Consider the following 21,914-nt stretch of genomic DNA (forward strand, 5'->3'; position numbering starts at 1 on the left):
AGCGGTGTCCGACAGCCTCGACGGCGTGATCGGTCGATCCTAGTGGCCGTCGGGGTCTCAGCAGCTCGAGGGCTGTTCCTGGTCGGCGGTGCCCCCTTGCTCGTACTCGCCGATGGCCGCGACCTTCGCCGCCGAGGCCGACTCCGGGTCGAACTCGTAGCTCAGCCACTCCTTGGCCAGGCGGCGGGCGAGCTCGATGCCGACGACGCGCTGGCCCATGCACAGGACCTGGGCGTTGTTGCTGAGCACCGCCCGCTCGACCGAGAAGCTGTCGTGCGCCGTGACGGCGCGTACGCCGGGCACCTTGTTGGCGCTGATGGCGACGCCGAGCCCGGTGCCGCACACGAGCAGCGCCCGGTCGACGGTACCGTCGGCGACCAGCTGTGCCGCGGAGGCGGCGACGTGGGGATAGGCGGTGTGCTCGTCGCTCGTGACGCCGACGTCGACCACCATGGAGACCCGTGGGTCGGCCTCCAGGTCGGCCTTCAGGATGTCGCGGTAGGAGACGCCGGCGTCGTCGCAGCCGACGGCGATCCGTAGGCCGCCGGTGGCAGGCACCATCGGCTCGTTCCTGACGTGATCGGTCATGAGGACTCCTCGAGGTCGTGCTGACAGGTCTGGTCGAGGCGCTCACCGATCGCGGTGACGATCAGAGCGAGCGAGACGGCGCCGGGATCGGGGGTGCCGACGCTGCGTTCGGCGAGCGGGCGGGCCCGCCCGACCTTCGGCACCATCGGCGCGGTCGCCTCGGCGGCTCGGGTGCAGGTCTCCGCGGCGGCGCCCCAGGCCTTGGGAAGGGGGAGACCGGAGGCGGCCCCCTGGTCGAGGGCGTCGGCGAAGGGACAGAGCGCATCGAGCATCGTCTTGTCGCCGAGCTCGGCGTGGCCGAACGCCTGCACCCGGGTCGCCCCGGCGCGTACGGCCCGGGCGAGCCCGTCCAGCGTGACCGGCTCCTGGTTGCCGAGGCTCTCGCCGACGGTCTCCAGGAGCAGGCCCCACAGGATCCCGCTCGTGCCGCCGGCGCGGTCACCGAACGCGGCCCCCGCCGTGCTGAGCACCGAGCGGACCCCGCCGCCGGCGGCGACGGCGGTCTCGGCCGCCTCGACGGCGGCCCTGGAGCCGCGGCTCATCCCGATGCCGTGGTCGCCGTCACCGGCGACCGCGTCGATCTCGCCGAGCCGGTCCTTGTGCTCCTCGACGGTCGCGGCGAGGGTGGCGAGGAGGCTCTGCGCGACCACGGCGTCCCGGCGCGAGGCCGGGCTCGCCGCCTCCTGTCTCTCCTCCGCCTCGGCGCCGGCCGACACCGCGCGTTCGGTGAATCGCCCGCCGGCCACCGCCTGGCCGCGCCGATACGCCGGGGTGTCGGCCGGCGCCCGCCACAGCGGGTCGAGCTCGTCGTCGAGCCAGGTCACGGTGAGCGAGCAGCCCGCCATGTCGAGGCTGGTGACCAGCTCGCCGACCTCCGGGTCGACCAGGTCGAGGCCGGCGGCCCGCAGCCTCGGCTCGATCTCGCTCCAGAGCACGTAGAGCTCCTCGTACTTGGTCGCGCCGAGTCCGTTGAGCAGGACCGCGGCCCGTCCGTCGGCCGAGCCCGGCCGCTCCGCGAGGACCCGGTCGACCAGCTGGTCGGCCAGCCGCGCGGCGGGGATCCAGTCGGTGGTGCTGATGCCGGGCTCCCCGTGGATCCCGAGACCGAAGTCCACCTGCCCGTCCTGCACGTGGAAGAGGGCGTCGCTCGCCCCCGGCAGCGTGCAGCCGTCGAAGGCCACCCCGAAGGAGTACGTCGCCGCGTTGGCGCGCCGCATGAGCCGTTCGACCTCGTCCAGGTCCCGGCCCTCCTCGGCCGCCGCCCCTGCCATCTTGTAGACGGTGAAGGTCCCGGCGATGCCTCGCCGGTCGGCCTCGGCGCCGGGCGGGGCGGAGGCCACGTCGTCGGTCACCCACACGACGCGTACGTCCACGCCCTCTGCCCGCAGCCGGTCGGCCGCCATCCCGAAGTTGAGCCGGTCACCGGCGTAGTTGCCGAAGGCCAGCACGACCCCGGCGCCGCCGTGCGCGGCGCGGGCGATGCGGTAGACCTGCTCGGCGGACGGCGAGGCGAAGATGTCGCCGAGCACGGCGCCGTCGGCGAAACCGGGACCGACGACCCCGTTGTAGGAGGGGTAGTGGCCGGACCCGCCGCCGATGACGAGCGAGACCTTGCCGGCCAGGGGACCGCCCGCGCGGATGAACCCGGAGGCGTCGGGGACGCGTTCGACGTAGCGAGGATGGGCCGCGGCGAAGCCGGCGAGCACATCGCTCTTGAAGGTGTCGGGATCGTTGTAGATGTGGGTCATCGGATCACTCGCTGATGACGAGGTTCTCGACGGAGTCGACGTTGTCCTTGGTGACCAGAACGCAGTCGAGGGCCTGCTTCTCCTCAGAGACGCCGGTCTCGCCGGAGGTGATGACGCTGTCGAGCTGCTTCATCGCGTCGTTGGTGCCCTCGACGATCGGCTGGACGACCGTGGCCACCAGCTCGCCGGACCTCACCGCGTCGACGGCATCCTGGCTGCCGTCGAAGCCGAGGACCTTGACCTGGTCGAGCCTGCCCTTGGCCTTGAGCGCGTTGACCGCGCCGAGCGCCATCTCGTCGTTGCCCGAGATCACCCCGGTGATGTCAGGGTTCTTGGCGAGCAGGGCCTCCATCTTCTCCTGGCCCTCCTGGCGGTCCCAGTTCGCGATCTCCTGACCGACCTTCTTCAGGTCCGGGTACTGGCTCAGGACCTGCTTGTAGCCGTCGGAGCGGACCTGGGCGTTGTTGTCGCTGGGGTTGCCGAACAGCTCGACGTACGTCCCCTTGTAGTTCATCGACGCGGCCCAGGCCTCGGCGCCGACGGTGGCGCCCTGGGCATTGTTGGAGACGATCTGGGAGGCCGCGAGCCCGGTCTGGGAGATCTCGGCGTTGATCAGCACGATCGGGATGTCGGCGTCGACGACCTTCTGCACCGCGGCGATCGACTCGTCGGCTCCGGCGGGGTCGAGCAGGATGCCGTCGACCTTGTCGTTGACGGCGGTCTCGATCAGGGTGTTCTGCTCGTCCGGGTCGTTGTTGTGCGCGGCGGTGTAGGAGTCGTAGCCCAGGTCGGTGGCGGCCTTCTTCGCGGTGTCGACCTCGGCCTTCCAGTAGGGGTTGGAGGGGTCGACGGTGATGATGGCGATGGTGCCGCCGCCCTTGCCGCCTGCGTCCTCGGTGGCCTCCGCGCCGCACGCGGCCACGCTCAGCGCGAGCCCGGCGGCGGCGATTCCGGCGAGAATTCTCTTCATGGTGGGTGTCCTCTCGATCGGTCGCGGACCTGCCGCGTCCTGGGGGTGGGAACGATGGGTGACGGCGTTCATGCGGGAGTGCTCGCGGTCGTGGGGGTCTTGGCGCGGACCTCGGCGGCGGCGCGCCGCGCTGCCGCGCGGTTCTGGGCGATCTGCTGGATCCGGTCGACCGCGACGGCGAGGATGATCACCGCCCCGGTGATGACCTGCTGCCAGAACGGCGAGACGCCGACGATGACCAGGCCGTTGGCGAGGAACCCGATCACGAAGGCGCCGATGATGGTGCCCTTGACCGTGCCGCGGCCTCCCGAGAGTGCCGCGCCGCCGATGACGACCGCGGCGATCGCGTTGAGCTCGTAGAACTGGCCGAGGTCGGCGGTCGCGGAGCTGATGTTGGCGATCTGCAGCAGACCGACGATGCCGGCGCAGGTGCCCGCGATCACGTAGATCCGCGTCTTGACCCGGGTCACCGGGACGCCGGAGAGCTCGGCTGCTCGTTCGTTGCTGCCGCTGGCGTAGAGCCACCGGCCGAACGGCGAGCGGACCAGCAGGATCGAGGCCAGGATCGCGAGCACGATCATCACCCAGGCGGAGATCGGCAGCCCGAGGGGGCGGCTGGCGAAGACCTCGAAGAAGCCGGTGTTGCCCAGCCCCTCCTGGCCACGGAGCTCGTTGGTGATGTTCTGCCCGTCGAGGAGCACCTCGGTCAGGCCGCGACCCACGTAGAGCATGCCCAGCGTGACGATGAACGGGGCGAGCCGGAGCCGTGAGATCAGCAGTCCGTTTACATAGCCGACCAGGGCGCCGACCCCGACGGAGATCACCACGATCACCCAGACCTGCGGGAACATGATCGCCTGGGTCAGCGGGAGGTCGAGGCCGCGGAAGAGGTTGCCCGCCACGGCGCCGGTCAGCCCCACGGTGGAGCCGACCGAGAGGTCGATCCCGCCGTTGAGGATGACCATGAGCATGCCGAGCGCCAGGATCGCGTTGAAGGCGACCTGCTTGGTGATGGTCACCAGGTTTCCGGGGTCGAGGTAGTTGTCGCTGAGCAGCGCGAACACGGCGATGATGAGGATCAGGGCGAGCAGGGCCCGGCCTTCCACCAGCGCGCTGCTGAGCGTGATCGAGCGGAACCGGGAGGTGAGGCCCCCGGCAGGGCTCTGCGGGCGCGGTGTCGCCTCGGCCGATGCGTTGGTTGCGGTCATTGGGTGCCTCCGATGGCTTCGTCGGTGGTCGTGGTGCTGGTTGCGGGGCTGGCCGACTCGCCGGAGGCGGCCATGACCTCGGCCCGGCTGCTCGTACGCGGGTCGAACTCGCGCACGATGCGGCCCTTGTTCATCACGACGATGCGATGGGATGCGGTCATCGCCTCGCCGATCTCCGAGGTGACGTACAGGACCCCGAGGCCCTTCCGGGCCTCCTTGAAGAGGAGAGCGAAGATCTCGCCCTTGGCCCCGACGTCGATGCCGCGGGTGGGCTCGTCGAGGAGGAGCACGGTCGGGTCGGTCATCAGCAGCTTGCCGATCACGACCTTCTGCTGGTTGCCGCCCGACAGGGAGGTGATCGGGGTGCCCGGCCCGGCGGCCTTGACGGTGACCTCGTCCATCCCGCGCCGGATGCGCCCGGACTCCGACGTTCGCGAGATCAGGCCGCGCCGGACCACCGAGCGCAGACCGGCGAGGGAGAGGTTGCTGCCGACGCTGAGCATCTGGACGACGCCGTCGCGCTGCCGGTCCTCGGGGACGAGCCCGAGGCCGCGGGAGATGCGCTCACTGACGTCGAGCCCGGCGATGTCCTCGCCGTTCAGCAGCACCTCGCCGGCGGTCATCGGATCGCGGCCGGCGAGCGTCTCCATCAGCTCGGTCCGCCCGGCCCCCATCAGTCCGTAGAGGCACACGATCTCGCCGGCGCGTACGTCGATGGAGACGTCGTCGACGACGATCCGTCCGGTGGCGAGGTCCGCGACGGTGAGGTTGCGGACGGAGAGTGCCACCTCGCCGAAGTCGCGGGGCTCCTCGCGGAAGTCGTACTCCGCCTGCCGGCCGGTCATCCGGTGCACCACCCAGGGCAGGTCGATGTCGCCCGCCGGCTCGTGCGCGACGAGCTCGCCGTCGCGCAGCACCACCGCGTGGTCGGCGATGCTGATCGCCTCCTCGAGGTGATGGGAGATGTAGACGATCGCGACGCCGTTCGCGGTGAGCTCCCGGATGACCCGGAACAGCACCTCGACCTCGCTCGCGCTGAGGGCCGAGGTCGGCTCGTCCATGATCAGGATCCGGGCCTCGGCCGCCAGCGCCCGGGCGATCTCGACGATCTGCTGCTGGCCCATCCGGAGGTCGGCGACCAGTGTCTGGGGCGCGATCTCCTCCTCGAGCTGACGCATCAGCCGGGAGGTGATCTCGGCCTCGCGGCCGTAGTCGATCCCGCCGGCCCGGGTGCGCAGCTCACGGCCGAGGAAGATGTTGTCGCGGACGTTGAGGTTCGGGCAGAGGTTCGTCTCCTGATGGATGATCGAGATGCCCCGTTCCACCGCGTCGACGGTGTTCTCCAGGGTGACGGGCTCCTCGTGCAGGACCAGCTGTCCGCCGGTGGGCTGCTCGACGCCCGAGAGGATCTTCATCAGCGTCGACTTCCCAGCACCGTTCTCCCCGAACAGCACGGTGACCTGGCCGGCGCGGACGTCGAAGTCGACGCCCTTGAGCGCCTTGGTGACGCCGTACGTCTTGGAGATCCCGACCGCGCGGAGCACCACCTCGCCGATCTGGGCGGTGCCGGTGGGGGCGACCTCGGTGGCCGGCGCGCTCATCGCGCGACCTCCACGGTCAGGGGCTGGACCTGCACGGGCTTGGCCGCGGGCTGCGGCATGCCGGTGTCGGTGACGCTCACGATGCCGGTGAAGTCGAGCGTCGTGCCCGGAGCGAGCTTCCCGCCCGTACCCTGCTCGACCTGGTCGCTGACGAGCGCCTTCAGCTGGTCGCCGACCTGCTGGTAGGTGGTCTGGTTGGAGGCGTCCCCGAACGAGAAGCCGAGGGCGTCCCGCAGGACTGCGCCGTTGAGGGACGGTCCGGACGCGAGGCTGAGCGGGGTCGTCCCGGGGATCCCGTCCACCGTGATGTCGACCGCCTGCTGCTGCGTCGCGACGACGGTCGCGGTGCCGCGTACGGGGAAGAGGTAGGTGGTGTCGTTGGGCCGGGACGCCTTCAGGTCGTCGGCGGTCTTGGCGACGTCCTTCTGGAGTCCGGTGAGGAGCTCGGGGAGCGGTGTCGCCGCATCGGGGATGGTCTCGTTCGCCTCGGTGAAGAGGTCCTCGGCGGTCTGGGCAGGGTCGAACTTCTCCGGACCGATCGAGGCGAGCTCGTCGGGAGTGACGAAGCGGGTACTCAGGGTCATCGCCACGAGGAGCGCGGCGAGGGCCACCGCTCCGCCGATGCGGAAGGGGGTGAGGCGGTGGTGTCGTGTCATCTTGGGTCCTTTCGAACGATCGCGGACACGAGGTCGGGGGTGGTGCGTTCACCGAGCGCGTCGGCGCACCGGCGGGCGAGGTCGAGGAGGCCGGGGGCGGTCCAGGCGGCGCGTCCGACGAAGAGGCCGGCCACGTCGAGGCCCGTCACCAGGTCGGCGGCGTTGCCCGGGTGGACGCTGCCGCCGTAGAGGACGGCGGTCGGCGTGCCAGCGAGATCCTTGGCAAGGGCGCTGCGCACGGCGGCCAGCCCCTCCGCGACCTCGTCCGGGACGGCAGCACGGCCGCCGGCGCCGATCGCCCAGTGCGGCTCGTACGCCACCAGCAGCTCGACCGGCCGGGAACTCCCGAGGCGGCTGAGCGCGCTGCGCACCTGGTGGGCGAGCACGTCCTCGGTCTCGCCACGGGCGCGCTCGGTGCTGGTCTCCCCGACGCACACCAGAGGCGTGAGCCCGGCGGTGACCGCGGCCGCGACCTTGTCGGCGACCATGTCGTCGGTCTCGGCGAACAGGGTGCGGCGCTCGGCGTGGCCGATCTCGACGATGCTCGCGCCGGCGTCGCGCACCATGGTCATGGACACCTCGCCGGTCACCGCGCCCTCCGGCCCGGGGTGAGCGTTCTGCGCGCCGAGGGCCACACCGGTGCCGGCCAGCCGGTCGCGGACCGCGGCCAGGGTGGTGGCCGCAGGCAGCACGAAGAGCCGAACCTCGGGCGGCACGCTCCCGGTCTCGACCGCCGAGCGCAGGGCGTCGGCGTACGCCCCGGCCTCGGCCAGGGTCTTGGTCATCTTCCAGCTCGTGCCGAGCAGGAAGGGGGCCGCGGCGGTCACGGGATCAGCGAGACCTTGATCGACTCCGTGCCGCGGGCCACCAGGTCGAGGCCGTCCTGGAACCGGGCCAGGGGCAGCTGATGGGTGCAGATCTCGTCCAGCGGGAGCGCGCCCGACTCGAGCATCCGGATCGCGGCGGGCCAGCAGTGCGGGCCGAGGTGGGCGCCGCGTACGTCGAGCTCCTTGTCGTCGCTGATGATGCTCCAGTCGACGGTGACCTCGGAGCCGAAGACGCCGTACTCCACGTACGTCCCGAGCTTGCGCAGCACGTTGAGCCCCTGGAGCACCGCGGACGGGTGTCCGGTGCCCTCGAGGTAGACGTCGGCGCCGTAGCCGTCGGTGATCGAGCGGACGAACTCGACCGGGTCGTGCTCGGCGATGTTGACGATGTCGGTGGCGCCGCACTTGATCGCCAGATCGAGCTTCTCGGGCGCCATGTCGAGGGCGACCACCCGCGCCGGCGACTTGGCCGCGGCGCCTGCGATCATGCCGAGGCCGATCGGCCCGCAGCCGGCGACCACCACGACGTCGTCGAAGCTGATCCGGGCCCGTTCGACGGCGTGCAGGGAGCAGGACAGCGGCTCGGCGAACGCCGCGTGCGCGGGAGGCAGGTCCTTGCTGATCCGGTGCACGAGGGAGGCGGGGGAGAAGACCATGTACTCGGCCATCGCGCCCGGGGTCCGGCGCTTGAAGCCGAACATGTCGTGCGGCCCGCACATCCAGTACTCGCCGCGCCGGCAGTAACGACACTCTCCGCACGGCACGATCTGCTCGGCGACGACCCGGTCGCCGACGTCGACTCCCCAGCGCCTGCGGGCCTCCTCGTCGAGGGCGACGACCTCGCCGGTGAACTCGTGCCCGGGGATGACGTCGGTCTCGGCCCAGGCGGGCCGGTTCTCGTCACCCCAGAACTTCGCGGCGCCGTGGTAGCACTTCAAGTCGCTCGCGCAGATGCCGACGGCCTCGACCCGGATCAGCGCCTCGCCCGGCCCCGGGACAGGGACCGGGACCTCCTCGAAGCGGTAGTCCTCGGGGCCGTGGCAGACGACTGCCTGCATCGTGCGCCGGTCGAGCCCGGGAGTTGCCTGCGTCATGGGGACCTCCTGTTAGTGATCTTGATCACTCGAACTCGTCCACCGTCCCACAGGTCGCGAACAAATGTCCAGAACAGATTTTCACGAATGGTCGAATCCGGTGGCGCCGCTGTGGAAGAGTGGTGTCGTGGAGAACACAGGCGGAGCGCACGGCCACCAGCCGATCCTGGAGGCCGCAGGGGCGGGCAGCACACGCTTCACCCCCGAGGTGATGCATGCGGCGGCGACGCTCTACTACCTCAAGGAGGCGACCCAGGCTCAGGTCGCACAGCAGCTCGGGATCAGCCGTGCGACGGTCAGCAGGGTGCTCTCGGAGGCCCGGCGCACGGGCATCGTCCGCATCGAGGTCATCGACCCGGCGACCCGGCGGGCCTCCGAGGTGGAGGAGCGGCTCTGCGAGGCCCTCGGCCTGGCCCGGGTCTACGTCGCCCGCGGCTTCCACCCCTCGCTCACCGGAGCGGCGCTCGCCGCCCGGCTCGGTGAGGCGCTGACCGAGATCGGGCTGAAGGCCGGCGACGTGCTGCTGGTCTCCTCGGGCCGCACCGTGTGGGAGGTCAGCCAGGAGGCGCTGCCGTCCTTCCCCGGCGTCGTGGTGACGCCGACCGTCGGCGGGCAGGACGAGCCCGAGGCGTGGTACCAGACCAACGAGATCACCCGGATGTTCGCTGAGCAGCTCGACGGCCGTCCGGTCTTCCTCTACGCCCCGGCCCAGCCGGGCGCCGACCTGCACCGGCTGCTGCTCCAGGACCCGAGCACGCGTCGCGTACTCGACCTGTGGAGCCAGGCGCGGGTGGCCGTGCTCGGCATCGGCGCCCCTCCGCTGACCCGCGAGTCGCTGCCGGGCTACGTGCCGCGCGACGCGCCCTGGCTGCGCGAGGCGGCCGGCGACATCTGCACCAGGTTCTTCGACGAGGACGGACGGCCGTTGCCCTATCCCGAGGAGTTCCTCATCGCCACGACCTACGAGGTGCTCCAGGCGATCCCGCACACCATCGCGATGGCGGTCGGTCCGACCAAGGTGCCCAGCATCATCGCCGGCGCGCGGGCCGGCTGGTTCGACACCCTGATCACCGACGAGGACACCGCGGTCCGGATGCTCGACAGGCTGGGGTGAACGCCTACACCCGGGCCGTCATGATCTCGGCGAGCGCGGCGTCCGAGGCCAGCTGCGCGTCGCGGTCGTAGGTCGAGGTGAAGGCGAGGAGCTCGTCGGCGCCGGTGGTCTCGGCCAGCCGGTCGATCCGCCTCCGGACCGTTCCTGGGGAGCCGGCGGTCGTCCGTGCCAGATGCGCCTCGACCCGCTCGCGGAGCTGGTTCGACCATGGCTGCGACCGGATCGCGTCGACCGGTTCGAGCGGACCGAACTCGCCGGTCTGCCGCGACCTCGCCATCGCCCACGCCTCCGGCAGCGCGAGCTCGGCCGCCTCGGCGTCGGTGTCGGCGACGAGCACGTCGACGGAGATCGTCACCGACGGCTCGCTCGCTCGCGCGGAGGGCCGGAAGTCTCTCCGGTACGCCCCCAGCAGCTCGTCCAGCCGCGGACTGTCCAGCACCGGACCGCCCACGACGACCGGCAGCCCGAGTCCGGCCGCGAGCGCGACGCCCTGCCCGGTCGCGAGCACGAACATCGGGATCTGGTGCGCGGCCGCCGGCCGCGCGGTGACCGCGGCGGTGCGGTCGAGATAGTCGCGCAGCTCCTCGATGTCCTCGGCGAACGTGTCCGGGTCGTCGAGATCCTGCCGCAGCGCGCGGCGTACGGGAGCGGTGAAGCCCAGCGTGCGCCCCAGGCCCAGGTCGATGCGGCCGGGATAGAGAGCGTCGAGCATGAGGAACTGCTCGGCCACGACCAGCGGCTGGTGGTGCGGCAGCATGACGCCGCCCGACCCGAGCCGGATCGTCGAGGTGTGCGCGCCGAGCGCGCCGAGCAGCACCGGCGGCGACCCCGACGCGATCCCGGGCACCGCGTGGTGCTCGGCGACCCAGAACCGGTGGTAGCCGAGCCGCTCGGCCGCCACCGCCCGCTCGATCGTGTGGGTCAGCGCAGCACCTTCGGGATGGCCCGTCCGCGTACGGGAGCGGTCCAGCATGGAGAGCCTCACGGTGATCACAACGACGCCGAGCCCTGCGGGCTTCCCGCCGTGCCCGGTGTGGTGAAGAACGCACCCGACAGGCGTGCGATGCGGGACACACATCCACTGCCGGACGCGTCGGTCTCGGTACGCTGATGGCTTCAGCCAAATGACGACAGGAGCGGCTGGGTAATGGATCAAGACGTGCTTCGGCACGCACCGCTTTTCAGCGAGCTGGACGACGAGTCGATGACCGCGATGCTCGCCATGATGGACCGCACCGTACTCAAGCGCGGCGAGGTGCTGTTCCACGAGGGGGATTCCGCCGACCGGCTCTATGCGGTCGTGGACGGCAAGGTGAAGCTGAGCCGGGTCTCGGCCGGCGGGCAGGACAGCCTGCTGGCGATCCTCGGCCCGGGTCAGGTGTTCGGTGAGCTGTCGCTCTTCGACCCCGGTCAGCGTTCCTCGACGGTCACGGCCGTGACCGACCAGGTCGAGCTGGCCTCGCTGTCCCATGACGACCTGCTGGTCTGGCTCGACGGCCGGCCGAGCGTGACCCGCGGGCTGCTGGCGCTGCTGTCGGGTCGCCTGCGCCGGGCCAACGACGTCATCGGCGACCTGGTCTTCGCCGACGCGCCCCGCCGGGTCGCGAAGGCGCTGCTCGACCTCGCCGAGCGGTTCGGGCAGGAGACCGAAGAGGGCGTCCACGTACGCCACGACCTGACCCAGGAGGAGCTCGCGCAGCTCGTCGGGGCGGCTCGGGAGACGGTCAACAAGGCGCTCGCCGACTTCGCGGCCAAGGGCTGGGTCAAGCTGGAGTCACGCGGAGTGATCATCACCGACATGGAACGGATCGTGCGCCGGGCCGGCTGAGGCGCCGGCCGCGGTCAGCTCGTGACGGCGCCGACCGCTGCCGACTGCACGGTACGGCGGTACTTGCCGAGCACGCCGCGACGGTACTTCGGGGGGAGCGGTTCCCAGCCGACTCGGCGCCGCTCCATCTCCTCGGCGTCCACGTGGACCTCGAGGGTGCGGTTGAGGACGTCGAGGACGATGGGGTCGCCATCACGCACGAAGGCGATCGGCCCGGCGTCGACGGCCTCCGGGGCGATGTGGCCGACGCACAGGCCCGTGGTTCCCCCGGAGAACCGGCCGTCGGTGACGAGCAGGACATCCTTGCCGAGACCGGCGCCCTTGATGGCTCCGGTGATGGCGAGCATCTCGCGCATGCCGGGTCCACCCTTGGGGCCCTCGTTGCGGATGACCACGACGTCGCCCGCGACGATGCGGCCCTTCTCGAGGGCGTCCATCGCCGCCCGCTCCCCGTCGAAGACCCGGGCGGTGCCACGGAAGACCGTGTCGTCGAAGCCGGCCGTCTTGACGACGGCACCGTCCGGCGCGAGCGAGCCCTTCAGGATGGTGAGACCACCGGTGCGGTGGATCGGCCGCTCGAAGGAGTGGATCACGTCGTCGTCGAGCGCGGGCGGGCTCAGCTCCGCCAGGTTCTCCGCCATGGTCCTCCCGGTCACCGTGAGGCAGTCGCCGTGGAGCAGCCCCGCGTCCAGCAGCGCCTTCATCACCACCGGGATCCCGCCGATCCTGTCGACGTCGTTCATGACGTACCTGCCGTACGGCTTGAGGTCGGCGAGGTGGGGCACCTTCTCGCCGATCCGGGTGAAGTCGTCGAGGGTCAGGTCGACCTCGGCCTCGTTGGCGATCGCCAGCAGGTGCAGCACGGCGTTGGTGGAGCCGCCGAGAGCCATGACGACGGCGATGGCGTTCTCGAACGCTTCCTTGGTCATGATCTGACGCGCGGTGATGCCCTGGCGCAGCAGCCCGACCACCGCCTCGCCGGAACGGTGGGCGAAGCCGTCGCGACGCCGGTCCACGGCGGGCGGCGCCGCCGAGCCGGGCAACGACATCCCGAGCGCCTCGGCGACAGCAGCCATCGTGTTCGCGGTGTACATGCCCCCGCAGGCGCCCTCGCCAGGACAGATCGCCTTCTCGACGCGAGTGACCTCGTCGCGGCTCATCTTCCCCGCGATACAGGCCCCGACCGCTTCGAAGGCGTCGATGATCGTGACGTCGCGGCCGTCGAGCTGCCCGGGCATGATCGAGCCGGCGTAGAGGAAGACCGAGGCGAGATCGAGCCGAGCAGCCGCCATCAGCATGCCGGGCAACGACTTGTCACAGCCCGCGAGCAGCACGGAGCCGTCGAGCCGCTCGGCGTTCATCACGGTCTCGACCGAGTCGGCGATGATCTCGCGCGAGACCAGCGAGAAGTGCATGCCCTCGTGGCCCATCGAGATGCCGTCGGAGACGGAGATGGTGCCGAACTCCAGCGGATAGCCGCCGGCCGCGTGCACGCCGTTCTTCACCGCCTTCGCGAGCCGGTCGAGGGAGAGGTTGCAGGGCGTGATCTCGTTCCACGACGAGGCGACGCCGATCTGCGGCTTCGCGAAGTCGTCGTCCCCGAGGCCGACCGCCCGCAGCATTCCTCGGGCGGCGGTGGCTTCCAGGCCGTCGGTGACGGCGCGCGACCTGGGTTTGATGTCAGGCGTGTTGGTGCTGGGCGGGTTCACACCCACGAGGCTAGCTGCTCAGCACGCTGACGGTGTGCGCACGCTTCGCCGCGCGCCGCGGTCGGTGGTCCGCGTCAGAGGCTGACGCGGACCAGCTGGCGCAGCCGGCGAAGGCCCTCGGTGCTCGGCCGTTCGGCCGGGGCGAGGGCGTCGGTGAGGCGTGCGCGGACCGCGTCGGTCTCGAGGTCCAGGCCGATGGCCACGAGCTCGCTCGCCGTGCCGTCGGTCCGCTTCGCCGCGGCGACGTGGGCGCTGCGCCCGACCAGGTTCACGTGGTAGCTGCGTGGTCCCTGCCCGGTGGCCACGGCGACGGTCCCCTTGACCCGGTACGCCGTCGGAGGCGGCTCCTCGAGCAGGTCGAGCAGCCGGGCCGGTTCGATGGTGCCCGGGGTCGTCACGGTGACCGACCCGGCGTGCTGGTGCGCGTGGTGGTCGGCGGCCGCCTCGCGCAGCAGCGCGGCGATCGGCAGCTCGTCGGGCGGGTCCTCGGGCACGGCCGCGTCGTAGACGAGTCGCGGGTCGATGCGGCCGCCCACCACGTACGCCACATGGACGTCGGGGTTGTGCTCCCGCACGCGTGCTTCGATCCGGGCCAGGGTCTCCTCCCGATCGGTCTCCGGGACCAGGTCGGTCTTGTTGACGACGACCAGCGAGGCGGCCGCGAACCGGACCGGCGCCGGGCCCCGGCCGTCGTCGAGGGTGTCGAAGTAGGAGGACGCGTCGACGACCTCGATGAGCCCGCCGCGGCGTACCCGCTCGACGCCGCTGAACCGGACCAGCTTGGCCAGGGTGCCGGGCTCGGCGAGGCCGCTGGCCTCGACGATGACGACGTCGAGCGCGAGCCGCGGGTGGGTCAGCTTCTCCAGCGCGTCGTCGAGACCGCCGGCGTCGGGCAGGCAGCACAGGCAGCCACCGGCGATCGAGGCCGGCTCGTCGATCTGGCCGGTGACGAGCCCGGCGTCGACGTTGATGTCGCCGAAGTCGTTGACGATCACGCCCACCCGGGCGCCCGGCTGACGCAGCAGATGGTTGAGCAGCGTGGTCTTCCCGGACCCGAGATGGCCGGTGAGGATGACCACGGGGACCCGGGTGCTGGCGTTGGTCGGTGGCACCGAGCCATCGTAGAACCCGGTGAGAACAGTTCCCGTTAGTGGGTCGCGCTGCCGTGATCTTGACGCCCGAGGTGGCCAGACCTAGGTTTGCCGCACAACTTCACATCCGCCACTCGAACTGCAGCGGGAGAGTCCTCGCCCATCCCGGGTGAGGCGCCGAAGGAGCAAACCTCCCCAGAATCTCTCAGGCCCCATGACCGCTGTGGTGAGGCGACCTCTGGAAAGTCAGGATCCGATGATCCTGCACCCACGGTGCAAACCGCCCCCACCGGGCGGTGAAGCTCTCAGGTAGCGATGACAGAGCGGGGAGGTCACCCGTCCACGGGTGCCGCTGCCGGCACCCACCACCAGGGAGCCTCCCGCACACATGACCTCATCCGCCCCTACCCCTCTGCACGAGATCCACCAGGCGCTGGGCGCCTCGTTCACCGACTTCGCCGGCTGGGACATGCCGGTCCGCTACGGCTCGGAGACCGCCGAGCACCACGCCGTCCGCACCACCGCGGGACTCTTCGACCTGTCCCACATGGGCGAGATCGAGGTGACCGGCCCTGAGGCCGGGCGAGCCCTCGACCACGCCCTGGTCGGCCGCCCGTCGGCGATCGGCATCGGCCGAGCCCGCTACTCGATGATCTGCGCCGAGGACGGCGGCATCATCGACGACCTGGTCGTCTACCGGCTCGAGGAGGAGCGCTACCTGGTCGTCGCCAACGCGAGCAACGTCCACGTGGTCGCCCCGGCGCTGACGGAGCGTGCCGAGGGCTATGACGCCATGGTCCGCGACGCCTCCGCCGAATGGGCGCTGATCGCGGTCCAGGGTCCGGCCTCGGCGGCGATCGTCGCGGCCGTGACGTCCCTGGACGTCTCGTCCCTGCGCTACTACGCCATCGACGCCGGCACGGTCGCCGGGGTCGAGGTCCTGCTCGCCCGCACCGGCTACACCGGTGAGGACGGCTTCGAGATCTACTGCGCGCCCTCGTCGGCGGCTGCGGTCTGGGAGGCGCTCACCGAGGCCGGTACGCCGCACGGGCTGGTTCCTGCCGGTCTCGCCTGCCGCGACACCCTCCGGCTCGAGGCGGGCATGCCGCTCTACGGACACGAGCTGAACCGCGACACGACGCCCTTCGAGGCCGGCCTCGGCCGGGTCGTCTCCTTCGACAAGCCCGAGGGCTTCGTGGGCGATGCCGCCCTGGCCGTACGCCGCGACGAGGGCCCGCGCCAGGTGCTCGTCGGCCTGGTGGCCGCCGGGCGCCGGTCCCCGCGGGCCAGCTACGCCGTCGTCGACCCTGCCACCGGCGAGGAGGTCGGCACCGTCACCAGCGGCTCCCCGTCGCCGACCCTCGGCCACCCGATCGCGATGGCGTTCGTCCGGCCCGATCTCGCCGCTGCCGGCACCAAGGTCCAGGTCGATGTCCGCGGCAGCCGCGAGGACGCCGAGATCGTCGACCTTCCCTTCTACTCCAAGAAATGAGCACCGCCATGACCAACCCGACCCACCTGTCCTACACCGCCGAGCACGAGTGGCTCGAGACCCGCGGCGACGTCGCGCGCGTCGGTGTCACCGCCTTCGCCACCGAGGCGCTGGGTGACATCGTCTTCGTCGAGCTGCCCGAGGTCGGCAGCAAGATCACCGGGGGAGAGAGCTGCGGTGAGCTGGAGTCGACGAAGTCGGTCAGCGACATCTTCGCGCCCGCCGACGGCGAGATCCTCGCGATCAACGCGGCCGTCGTCGAGGACCCCGCGCTGATCAACAGCGACCCGTTCGGCGCCGGCTGGCTCTTCGAGGTGCGCGTCTCGGGCACTCCCGAGCTGCTCGACGCCGCGGCCTACGACGCGCTGATCGAGGAGTGACGTGACCGCCGAGGTCGCCGGCTCCCCGGCCGTGGCGATGGCGTTGAGCGCCTTCGACCTGTACTCGATCGGGATCGGCCCGTCGTCCTCCCACACCGTCGGCCCCATGCGCGCCGCCAAGACGTTCGTCGACGGCCTCGCCGCAGAGGGGCGGCTGGGTGAGGTGGCGCGGGTGAAGGCCGAGCTCTTCGGCTCGCTGGGCGCGACCGGACACGGTCACGGCTCGGAGGGCGCCGTGCTGCTCGGCCTCGAGGGCGAGGAGCCGGCGACGGTGGACACGCGCGCCTCGTTCGAGCGGATCGCGACCATCCGGGAGTCCGGGGAGCTGTCGCTCGGCGGTCACCGCCCGATCCGTTTCGACGGCGCCGCCGACCTGGTCATGCACCGCCGCACCAGCCTGCCGGGCCATCCCAACGGCATGGTGTTCACCGCGTACGCCGCCTCGGGGGAGATGCTGCGCGAGCGCACGTACTACTCCGTCGGCGGCGGTTTCGTGGTCGACGAGCACGCGGTGGGCGCCGCCCGGGTGGCCCCCGACCGCTCGCCCGTACGCTTCCCGTTCGCCACCGGTGCCGAGCTGCTCGACACCTGCGAGCGCGAGGGGTTCCGGGTGTCGGACCTGATGGCGGCCAACGAGCTGACGTGGCGTACGCAGGACGAGATCCGCGCCGGTCTCCTCGAGATCTGGCGGGTGATGGCAGCCTGCGTGCAGGCCGGCTGCGACCGTGATCCGGTCAGTGACGGCGTACTTCCTGGTGGTCTGCGGGTCCCGCGCCGGGCACCGCTGCTCTACCGTGACCTGGCCTCCGGAGCCGGTGCCCAGGACCCGTTCCGGGTCATGGACTGGGTCAACCTGTTCGCCCTGGCGGTCAACGAGGAGAACGCTTCCGGCGGCCGGGTCGTCACCGCCCCCACCAACGGCGCGGCCGGCATCGTGCCCGCCGTCCTGCACTACTGGGTACGTTTCGTGGCGCCCGAGGCCGGCCTGGACGAGGCCGCGATCGAGGACGGCATCGTCCGGTTCCTGCTCACCGCGGCCGCGATCGGCATCCTGTGCAAGACGAACGCCTCCATCTCCGGCGCCGAGGTCGGCTGCCAGGGCGAGGTCGGCTCCGCCTGCGCGATGGCCGCCGGCGCCCTGTGCGAGGTGCTCGGTGGCACCCCGGAACAGGTCGAGAACGCGGCCGAGGTCGGCATCGAGCACAACCTCGGCCTCACCTGCGACCCGGTCGGCGGACTCGTACAGATCCCCTGCATCGAACGCAACGCCATCGCCAGCGTGAAGGCCATCAACGCCGCCCGCCTCGCCCTCAACGGCAACGGTTCCCACAAGGTCAGCCTCGACAAGGCGCTCAAGACGATGCGCGAGACCGGGGCCGACATGAAGGTCAAGTACAAGGAGACTTCTCGCGGCGGCCTTGCGGTGAACGTCATCGAGTGCTGAGCCGGGTCGAGGCGCGCGGGGATCTGACCGACGGCGCCTGAAGGCGCCCGCGGTTCCCTGGGTTGGCGTCAGACGGAGACGGATCGCCGCTCACGTGACGAACCGCGAGTGGCCACGACTGCGGCGATTCCAGCGAGCACGACGACGTAGCCGCCAACGATGAGGGCAAAGCGCTCGCGAGCGGCGTCGAGACAGTCTTCGCTGTAGTCCTTGGCTCCCTCGGCGGCGAGGTCGTCAGCCGTCATCCCATCGAGAGGCTCAGCGTGGGTGCTTCCTACGGTCCCGCCGCAGACGACACCTCCATCAACCGTGGTCGGTGCGACCAGAAACGACACGAGTACGCCGGTGGCGACCAGGAAAGCAGCGGCCGTGACGGCGGCAGTCACTCGGGCCTTCCGTCTGCACAGCGCGAACAGGCCGGCCCCGGCCGCGGCCACCAGCAGGAACACGAAGATCCAAGATCCGAGAAACATCCACATGTTGAGGGTCCTTATCCCGTTGCCAAATGTCAGGAAGTTCGACGTAGGCCGTACCACTTCACCTTGGGGTGGCTTCCATCGACCTTAGCCTTCCAAGTGGTGAGCAGCATGTTGTGGCGGTTCGCGGTCTTCTGGCTGATCCGCGGAGTGCCTCTCGAGGTTCGTGCAGTGACGGCCGTGACGTGATTGATCACGTTGTCACCGTCCCAGTCCATGAAGTAGGTGTTGCCAGGGACCGCGTTCCAGATGTTGCCGAGTGGGTCGAGGCCCTTCTTGTTCTTGGCGTACTTGTACAACTCTTTCGCCTGCGACCACGTGCGAGATGGGCCAGCGGGGCCGGAGAGGTCGTCATCCCAGTTTCCGTCCAAGCGCAGGTTGACGCCGCCCGTGCGCTTCCATCCGCCCTTGTTGTACATCTGTGAGACGAAGTTCGCGCAGTTGTTCTTGAAGTAGGGATAGCTGGAGTTGAAGTCCTCCTTCTTGTCTCCGTCATACGGCGACGAGGTCCACTTCTTTCCGTAGTTCGCGAAGGCGGTGTGGTCGAAACTGGGTATGCAACTGGATTTCCGCTTGGTGCGGGTCGCCCTGGCGACGCGAAGCGATGGCCCTTCGGAGCGACGTCATGCAGGCCGGAGCACCCGCGCGACGAACGAGTCGAGGTTGCCGAGCAGCCGGTCGACCTTCTGCTCGACGCTGAGGGTCTCGTGGACGACGGGGGAGTCGAGCTTGCGCTTGTTGCGGGCCTTGAGGGAGCAGTCGAGATCGGCGCAGATGTAGGTGCCGACGGAGTTGCCGTCCTGTCCGGAGCGGCCGGCGCGGGAGGCGACCAGCAGGGCGACGTCACCGACGGTCGTACACAGTGCGCACATCGTCTTCCGGGGGCCGCGCGTCTCGCGTGAGGCCCGGAGGGCCACGCCGCAGAGGCGGCCGTCGTGCTCGGTGACGAGGTAGTGGTTCTGGGGTGCCTTCGGGTCCTGCCAGCCGAGGTAGTCGAGGTCGTCCCAGGGCCGTTCGGCCAGGTCGGCGGGCATGTTGAGGCGCTTGGTCGCGCCCTTGGTGAGGTTGACGAACGAGGTGCGTACGTCGGTCTCGGTCAGCGGCTTCATACCAACGAGGCTAGAATTTCCTACAACTGTTAGGCAACTGGTTATCGGGAGGGTGTTGATGGGTCGTCCAGGGCTGAACCGGGCCGCCGTGATCGCGGCCGCCGCCGACCTGGCTGACGAGCTCGGCTTCGACGCCGTCACGATCTCGGTCCTCGCCCGCCACCTCGGCGTCAGGTCCCCGACCCTCTACTCGCATGTCACCGGAGCCACCGACCTCCGCACCGCCGTCACCGCGTACGTCCTCGACGAGCTCGCCGACGCCACGAGCGCTGCCATGGCGGCGGGGGAGGGGCGCGACCTCCTCGTCGCCTACGCCGACGCGATCCGCGACTTCGCCCGCCGCTCACCCGGCCGCTACGACGCCACCACCCGCCAGCGCGTCCCGCCCGCGCCGGACTCGAGCTCGGCCCCGCCCTCCGTGGGCGACGCGATCGCCGCAGGCCGCCGCAACGCCGACCTGGCCCTCGCCGTGGTGCGCAGCTACGGGGTGGCCGAGGCCGGCGAGACGTACGCCGTGCGCCTGATGTCCAGCATCGTCCACGGTTACATCACCCTCGAGCTCGCCGGCAGCTTCGCCCACAGCGATCCGCCGAGCGACGCCACGTGGCCCGAGGTCCTCGACGACCTGGACCGCTGCCTCAGAGGGACAGCGACCGGCCGACGTCGATGATTGCGATGAATCCCGCGACCCGGGTCGGCCCGTATACCTGGTATGAGACCTTCGACTTCGTACCTGGGACGGACCGCACTCGCGGCTGCTGCCATGGCGCTCTTCGCCGCGGGTTGTGGCAGTGGCGACGGCGCGGATGATTCTGACGCCGGTGGTGGCGGATCAGCGCTCGTCTCGTCGGCCGAGGTCGACGGGACCAAGGTGCTCGCCGACGCCGAGGGGCACACGCTCTACACCGCCGAGGTCGAGAAGGACGGGAAGATCCACTGCGTCGACGGCTGCACGGAATTCTGGAAGCCGATCGTCGCATCCGACACGGATGTGGACGCGGCGAACTCCACGCTGGGTGACAAGTTCGCGACGGTGGACCGCCCCGACGGAAAGACTCAGCTGACCTACGGCGGCCTGCCGCTGTACACCTTCGCCGAGGAGGGTGCCGGAGACCTCAAGGGTGACGGCTTCACGGACGACTTCCAGGGTGCCCACTTCGTGTGGGCGGCGGCGCGGACCGACGGCTCCTCGACCCCCTCGACATCGTCCACGCCGGACGACGACGGAGGCGGGTATGGCTACTGACGGCGCGGACTTGCTCCCGGCCGGCGGCGTACGGTCTTGTCGTATGACTCCCCGTCGCCCGACCGGATCCTAGGACCGCACGGTGGCCGTGTCGGACGAGTCGCTGCTGGCCGCGATGGCCACGGGCGACCAGGACGCGGCGGCGGCCTTCGTCCGCCGTCACCAGGCTCGTGTCTACGGCCTCGCCCTCACCGTCGTCCAGCAGCCCGCCCTCGCCGAGGACGTCGCCCAGGACACCTTCGTCAAGGCGTGGCGGCACGCTGCCACGTACGACCCGCGACGGGGGAGTGCGTCCACCTGGCTGCTGAGCATCACCCGGAACGCGGCGATCGATGCCATCCGCTACCGCCACGACGATCCGATGGACCCGGATCTGCTGGTGGCTCTTCTGACGGTACGAGACGAGGGTGACACGAGCGATGACACCGACACCAACCTGGCGCTGCGGCAGGCGCTGGCGGAGCTGCCCTCGGAGATGGCCGCTCCGATCGTGTTGATGACCTACTTCGGCCTGACCGCGCGGGAGATAGCCGCCCGCGACGACGTACCGGCTGGCACGGTGAAGACGCGGGTCCGCCGGGGCCTTCAGAGGCTGCGGGAACGAATGGGGGTACGCGATGCCTGAGTCCGAACGCTGCCGGGAGGTGCGCGAGCTTATCCCCGAGCTGGCGATGGGGGTGGCGTCCGGCGAGTCGCGGGCCCGTGGGCTCGCCCACCTTGCCGACTGTGTGGACTGCCGACGCGAGCTCGAGGAGGTCTCGGGCACCGTCGACGCCCTGCTGCTCCTCGTCCCTGAGCGCGAGCCGCCGGCCGGTTTCGACGTCAGGGTGCTGGCGGCGCTGGAGCAGCGAGCCCCCCGGCACCGGATCCGCACCGGCCTGCTCGTCGCGGCCGCGATGGTGCTGGTGGCGACCCTCGCCGCCGGCCTCACCTGGTGGCGTGGCGCGGACGACCGCGAGGTCGCCGACGACTATCGCAGCGTGCTCTCCACCGCCGACGGGAGCTACCTCCGGGCCGCGGACCTTCAGCTCGACGGGGCCAGCGCCGGAAGCGTCTTCGCCTACCAAGGACGCCCATCGTGGCTGTTCATGTCCGTCGAAGACGCCCCCAACGGCACCTACCACGTACGCCTCGTCGGCACCGACGGGCGCGTCCACTGGATCGGGACGTGCACGGTCCGAGACGGCACCGGTTCCTGGGGTACGTCCGTCGACCTGCCGATCCGATCCGTCGACCGGGTCGAGATGTACGGCACCCGGCTTCCGACCATCGTCGCGAGTCTCCGCGGGTGAGAACCGGGGTTCATGGACCCGGCGGGGTGCGGCGGGAGGTA

The 21,914-nt window shown here is 70.6% G+C and carries 23 protein-coding genes and 2 riboswitches; of the genes, 9 read left to right on the top strand and 14 right to left on the bottom strand.

Annotation, left to right across the window (positions count from 1 at the left end; translation table 11 throughout):
* Positions 1–57 precede the first annotated feature (57 nt).
* The 8 genes from UG56_RS14415 to UG56_RS14450 all read right to left on the bottom strand — a co-directional run bounded on the left by UG56_RS14415 (position 58) and on the right by UG56_RS14450 (position 8,656).
* Positions 58–588 (bottom strand): ribose-5-phosphate isomerase, encoded by a 531-nt coding sequence (locus UG56_RS14415; protein WP_305728738.1) that lies wholly within the window; start codon positions 586–588, stop codon positions 58–60.
* Positions 585–2,336: a dihydroxyacetone kinase family protein gene (locus tag UG56_RS14420; RefSeq protein WP_071327087.1), complete on the bottom strand. Its 1,752-nt coding sequence runs from the start codon at positions 2,334–2,336 to the stop codon at positions 585–587. Before UG56_RS14420 ends, UG56_RS14415 begins: the two co-directional genes overlap by 4 nt.
* 4 nt (positions 2,337–2,340) lie before the next feature.
* Positions 2,341–3,306, bottom strand: coding sequence for a D-ribose ABC transporter substrate-binding protein (locus UG56_RS14425; RefSeq protein WP_052693860.1), 966 nt, complete (start codon positions 3,304–3,306; stop codon positions 2,341–2,343).
* Between the two features lie 68 nt (positions 3,307–3,374).
* Positions 3,375–4,514 (bottom strand): ABC transporter permease, encoded by a 1,140-nt coding sequence (locus UG56_RS14430; protein ID WP_084101064.1) that lies wholly within the window; start codon positions 4,512–4,514, stop codon positions 3,375–3,377.
* A complete protein-coding gene (locus UG56_RS14435) occupies positions 4,511–6,115 on the bottom strand; it encodes a sugar ABC transporter ATP-binding protein (RefSeq protein ID WP_045550201.1) in 1,605 nt (534 codons plus the stop codon). Before UG56_RS14435 ends, UG56_RS14430 begins: the two co-directional genes overlap by 4 nt.
* On the bottom strand, positions 6,112–6,771 hold the full coding sequence (locus tag UG56_RS14440; protein WP_045550202.1) for a DUF2291 family protein: 660 nt from the start codon (positions 6,769–6,771) through the stop codon (positions 6,112–6,114). The genes UG56_RS14435 and UG56_RS14440 overlap by 4 nt, the downstream gene beginning before the upstream one ends.
* Entirely contained in the window at positions 6,768–7,598 is an 831-nt protein-coding gene (locus tag UG56_RS14445; protein ID WP_052693865.1) for a triose-phosphate isomerase family protein, read from the bottom strand. Before UG56_RS14445 ends, UG56_RS14440 begins: the two co-directional genes overlap by 4 nt.
* Positions 7,595–8,656 carry an alcohol dehydrogenase catalytic domain-containing protein gene (locus UG56_RS14450; protein WP_045550214.1) on the bottom strand — a complete coding sequence of 354 codons (1,062 nt, stop codon included), beginning with the start codon at positions 8,654–8,656 and terminating at the stop codon, positions 7,595–7,597. Before UG56_RS14450 ends, UG56_RS14445 begins: the two co-directional genes overlap by 4 nt.
* Positions 8,657–8,819: 163 nt before the next feature.
* Between UG56_RS14450 and UG56_RS14455 the strand changes: the two genes are divergently transcribed.
* Positions 8,820–9,806: a sugar-binding transcriptional regulator gene (locus UG56_RS14455; protein ID WP_052693867.1), complete on the top strand. Its 987-nt coding sequence runs from the start codon at positions 8,820–8,822 to the stop codon at positions 9,804–9,806.
* Between the two features lie 4 nt (positions 9,807–9,810).
* Here UG56_RS14455 and UG56_RS14460 read toward each other — a convergent pair whose 3' ends face one another.
* Positions 9,811–10,779, bottom strand: a complete 969-nt coding sequence (locus tag UG56_RS14460; protein ID WP_256206637.1) for an LLM class flavin-dependent oxidoreductase — start codon at positions 10,777–10,779, stop codon at positions 9,811–9,813.
* A 174-nt stretch (positions 10,780–10,953) separates the two neighbouring features.
* Between UG56_RS14460 and UG56_RS14465 the strand changes: the two genes are divergently transcribed.
* The gene (locus tag UG56_RS14465) at positions 10,954–11,634 is read left to right on the top strand and encodes a Crp/Fnr family transcriptional regulator (protein WP_045550203.1); all 681 of its coding nucleotides are present in this window, start codon (positions 10,954–10,956) and stop codon (positions 11,632–11,634) included.
* A 14-nt stretch (positions 11,635–11,648) separates the two neighbouring features.
* Here UG56_RS14465 and ilvD read toward each other — a convergent pair whose 3' ends face one another.
* Together ilvD and UG56_RS14475 are read right to left on the bottom strand one after the other, a co-directional pair.
* Entirely contained in the window at positions 11,649–13,343 is a 1,695-nt protein-coding gene (gene ilvD, locus UG56_RS14470) for a dihydroxy-acid dehydratase (protein WP_045550217.1), read from the bottom strand.
* 74 nt (positions 13,344–13,417) lie between these two features.
* Positions 13,418–14,455: a CobW family GTP-binding protein gene (locus tag UG56_RS14475; protein WP_045550204.1), complete on the bottom strand. Its 1,038-nt coding sequence runs from the start codon at positions 14,453–14,455 to the stop codon at positions 13,418–13,420.
* A 114-nt stretch (positions 14,456–14,569) separates the two neighbouring features.
* Positions 14,570–14,665: riboswitch (glycine riboswitch) on the top strand.
* A gap of 1 nt (position 14,666) precedes the next feature.
* Positions 14,667–14,766: riboswitch (glycine riboswitch) on the top strand.
* Positions 14,767–14,822: 56 nt separating this feature from the next.
* Here UG56_RS14475 and gcvT point away from each other — a divergent pair.
* From gcvT to UG56_RS14490, 3 genes are read left to right on the top strand one after another with little or no spacing between them, the layout of a single operon-like run.
* Positions 14,823–15,926, top strand: coding sequence for a glycine cleavage system aminomethyltransferase GcvT (gene gcvT / locus UG56_RS14480; RefSeq protein ID WP_045550205.1), 1,104 nt, complete (start codon positions 14,823–14,825; stop codon positions 15,924–15,926).
* Complete coding sequence (gene gcvH, locus UG56_RS14485) at positions 15,923–16,306, top strand: glycine cleavage system protein GcvH (protein WP_256206638.1); 384 nt, start codon at positions 15,923–15,925, stop codon at positions 16,304–16,306. The genes gcvT and gcvH overlap by 4 nt, the downstream gene beginning before the upstream one ends.
* 37 nt (positions 16,307–16,343) lie before the next feature.
* On the top strand, positions 16,344–17,750 hold the full coding sequence (locus UG56_RS14490; protein ID WP_045550218.1) for an L-serine ammonia-lyase: 1,407 nt from the start codon (positions 16,344–16,346) through the stop codon (positions 17,748–17,750).
* A gap of 68 nt (positions 17,751–17,818) precedes the next feature.
* Here the strand turns inward: UG56_RS14490 and UG56_RS14495 are convergent, their stop codons facing one another.
* The 3 genes from UG56_RS14495 to UG56_RS14505 all read right to left on the bottom strand — a co-directional run bounded on the left by UG56_RS14495 (position 17,819) and on the right by UG56_RS14505 (position 19,335).
* Positions 17,819–18,229 (bottom strand): hypothetical protein, encoded by a 411-nt coding sequence (locus tag UG56_RS14495; RefSeq protein ID WP_045550207.1) that lies wholly within the window; start codon positions 18,227–18,229, stop codon positions 17,819–17,821.
* A gap of 29 nt (positions 18,230–18,258) precedes the next feature.
* The gene (locus UG56_RS27540) at positions 18,259–18,783 is read right to left on the bottom strand and encodes an amidase domain-containing protein (protein WP_084101068.1); all 525 of its coding nucleotides are present in this window, start codon (positions 18,781–18,783) and stop codon (positions 18,259–18,261) included.
* A gap of 66 nt (positions 18,784–18,849) precedes the next feature.
* The gene (locus UG56_RS14505) at positions 18,850–19,335 is read right to left on the bottom strand and encodes an FBP domain-containing protein (RefSeq protein WP_045550209.1); all 486 of its coding nucleotides are present in this window, start codon (positions 19,333–19,335) and stop codon (positions 18,850–18,852) included.
* A gap of 58 nt (positions 19,336–19,393) precedes the next feature.
* On the opposite strand from UG56_RS14505, the gene UG56_RS14510 reads away from it, so the two are divergent.
* The 4 genes from UG56_RS14510 to UG56_RS14525 all read left to right on the top strand — a co-directional run bounded on the left by UG56_RS14510 (position 19,394) and on the right by UG56_RS14525 (position 21,873).
* Positions 19,394–20,005 (top strand): TetR/AcrR family transcriptional regulator, encoded by a 612-nt coding sequence (locus UG56_RS14510; RefSeq protein ID WP_071327089.1) that lies wholly within the window; start codon positions 19,394–19,396, stop codon positions 20,003–20,005.
* A gap of 93 nt (positions 20,006–20,098) precedes the next feature.
* Complete coding sequence (locus UG56_RS14515; RefSeq protein ID WP_052693589.1) at positions 20,099–20,581, top strand: COG4315 family predicted lipoprotein; 483 nt, start codon at positions 20,099–20,101, stop codon at positions 20,579–20,581.
* Positions 20,582–20,663: 82 nt separating this feature from the next.
* Positions 20,664–21,206 carry an RNA polymerase sigma factor gene (locus tag UG56_RS14520; RefSeq protein ID WP_218145220.1) on the top strand — a complete coding sequence of 181 codons (543 nt, stop codon included), beginning with the start codon at positions 20,664–20,666 and terminating at the stop codon, positions 21,204–21,206.
* Complete coding sequence (locus UG56_RS14525) at positions 21,199–21,873, top strand: zf-HC2 domain-containing protein (RefSeq protein ID WP_052693591.1); 675 nt, start codon at positions 21,199–21,201, stop codon at positions 21,871–21,873. The genes UG56_RS14520 and UG56_RS14525 overlap by 8 nt, the downstream gene beginning before the upstream one ends.
* Positions 21,874–21,914 lie beyond the last annotated feature (41 nt).

It is taken from the genome of Nocardioides luteus (assembly GCF_000960475.2).
Classification (GTDB): domain Bacteria; phylum Actinomycetota; class Actinomycetes; order Propionibacteriales; family Nocardioidaceae; genus Nocardioides; species Nocardioides luteus_A.

What these genes read in the sequence shown, in the direction of transcription:
- UG56_RS14415 (WP_305728738.1), bottom strand. Translation starts at nt 588, where the DNA reads ATGACCGATCACGTCAGGAACGAGCCGATGGTGCCTGCCACCGGCGGC.
- UG56_RS14420 (WP_071327087.1), bottom strand. Translation starts at nt 2,336, where the DNA reads ATGACCCACATCTACAACGATCCCGACACCTTCAAGAGCGATGTGCTC.
- UG56_RS14425 (WP_052693860.1), bottom strand. Translation starts at nt 3,306, where the DNA reads ATGAAGAGAATTCTCGCCGGAATCGCCGCCGCCGGGCTCGCGCTGAGC.
- UG56_RS14430 (WP_084101064.1), bottom strand. Translation starts at nt 4,514, where the DNA reads ATGACCGCAACCAACGCATCGGCCGAGGCGACACCGCGCCCGCAGAGC.
- UG56_RS14435 (WP_045550201.1), bottom strand. Translation starts at nt 6,115, where the DNA reads ATGAGCGCGCCGGCCACCGAGGTCGCCCCCACCGGCACCGCCCAGATC.
- UG56_RS14440 (WP_045550202.1), bottom strand. Translation starts at nt 6,771, where the DNA reads ATGACACGACACCACCGCCTCACCCCCTTCCGCATCGGCGGAGCGGTG.
- UG56_RS14450 (WP_045550214.1), bottom strand. Translation starts at nt 8,656, where the DNA reads ATGCAGGCAGTCGTCTGCCACGGCCCCGAGGACTACCGCTTCGAGGAG.
- UG56_RS14460 (WP_256206637.1), bottom strand. Translation starts at nt 10,779, where the DNA reads ATGCTGGACCGCTCCCGTACGCGGACGGGCCATCCCGAAGGTGCTGCG.
- UG56_RS14465 (WP_045550203.1), top strand. Translation starts at nt 10,954, where the DNA reads ATGGATCAAGACGTGCTTCGGCACGCACCGCTTTTCAGCGAGCTGGAC.
- gcvT (WP_045550205.1), top strand. Translation starts at nt 14,823, where the DNA reads ATGACCTCATCCGCCCCTACCCCTCTGCACGAGATCCACCAGGCGCTG.
- gcvH (WP_256206638.1), top strand. Translation starts at nt 15,923, where the DNA reads ATGAGCACCGCCATGACCAACCCGACCCACCTGTCCTACACCGCCGAG.
- UG56_RS14490 (WP_045550218.1), top strand. Translation starts at nt 16,344, where the DNA reads ATGGCGTTGAGCGCCTTCGACCTGTACTCGATCGGGATCGGCCCGTCG.
- UG56_RS14495 (WP_045550207.1), bottom strand. Translation starts at nt 18,229, where the DNA reads ATGTGGATGTTTCTCGGATCTTGGATCTTCGTGTTCCTGCTGGTGGCC.
- UG56_RS14505 (WP_045550209.1), bottom strand. Translation starts at nt 19,335, where the DNA reads ATGAAGCCGCTGACCGAGACCGACGTACGCACCTCGTTCGTCAACCTC.
- UG56_RS14510 (WP_071327089.1), top strand. Translation starts at nt 19,394, where the DNA reads ATGGGTCGTCCAGGGCTGAACCGGGCCGCCGTGATCGCGGCCGCCGCC.
- UG56_RS14515 (WP_052693589.1), top strand. Translation starts at nt 20,099, where the DNA reads ATGGCGCTCTTCGCCGCGGGTTGTGGCAGTGGCGACGGCGCGGATGAT.
- UG56_RS14525 (WP_052693591.1), top strand. Translation starts at nt 21,199, where the DNA reads ATGCCTGAGTCCGAACGCTGCCGGGAGGTGCGCGAGCTTATCCCCGAG.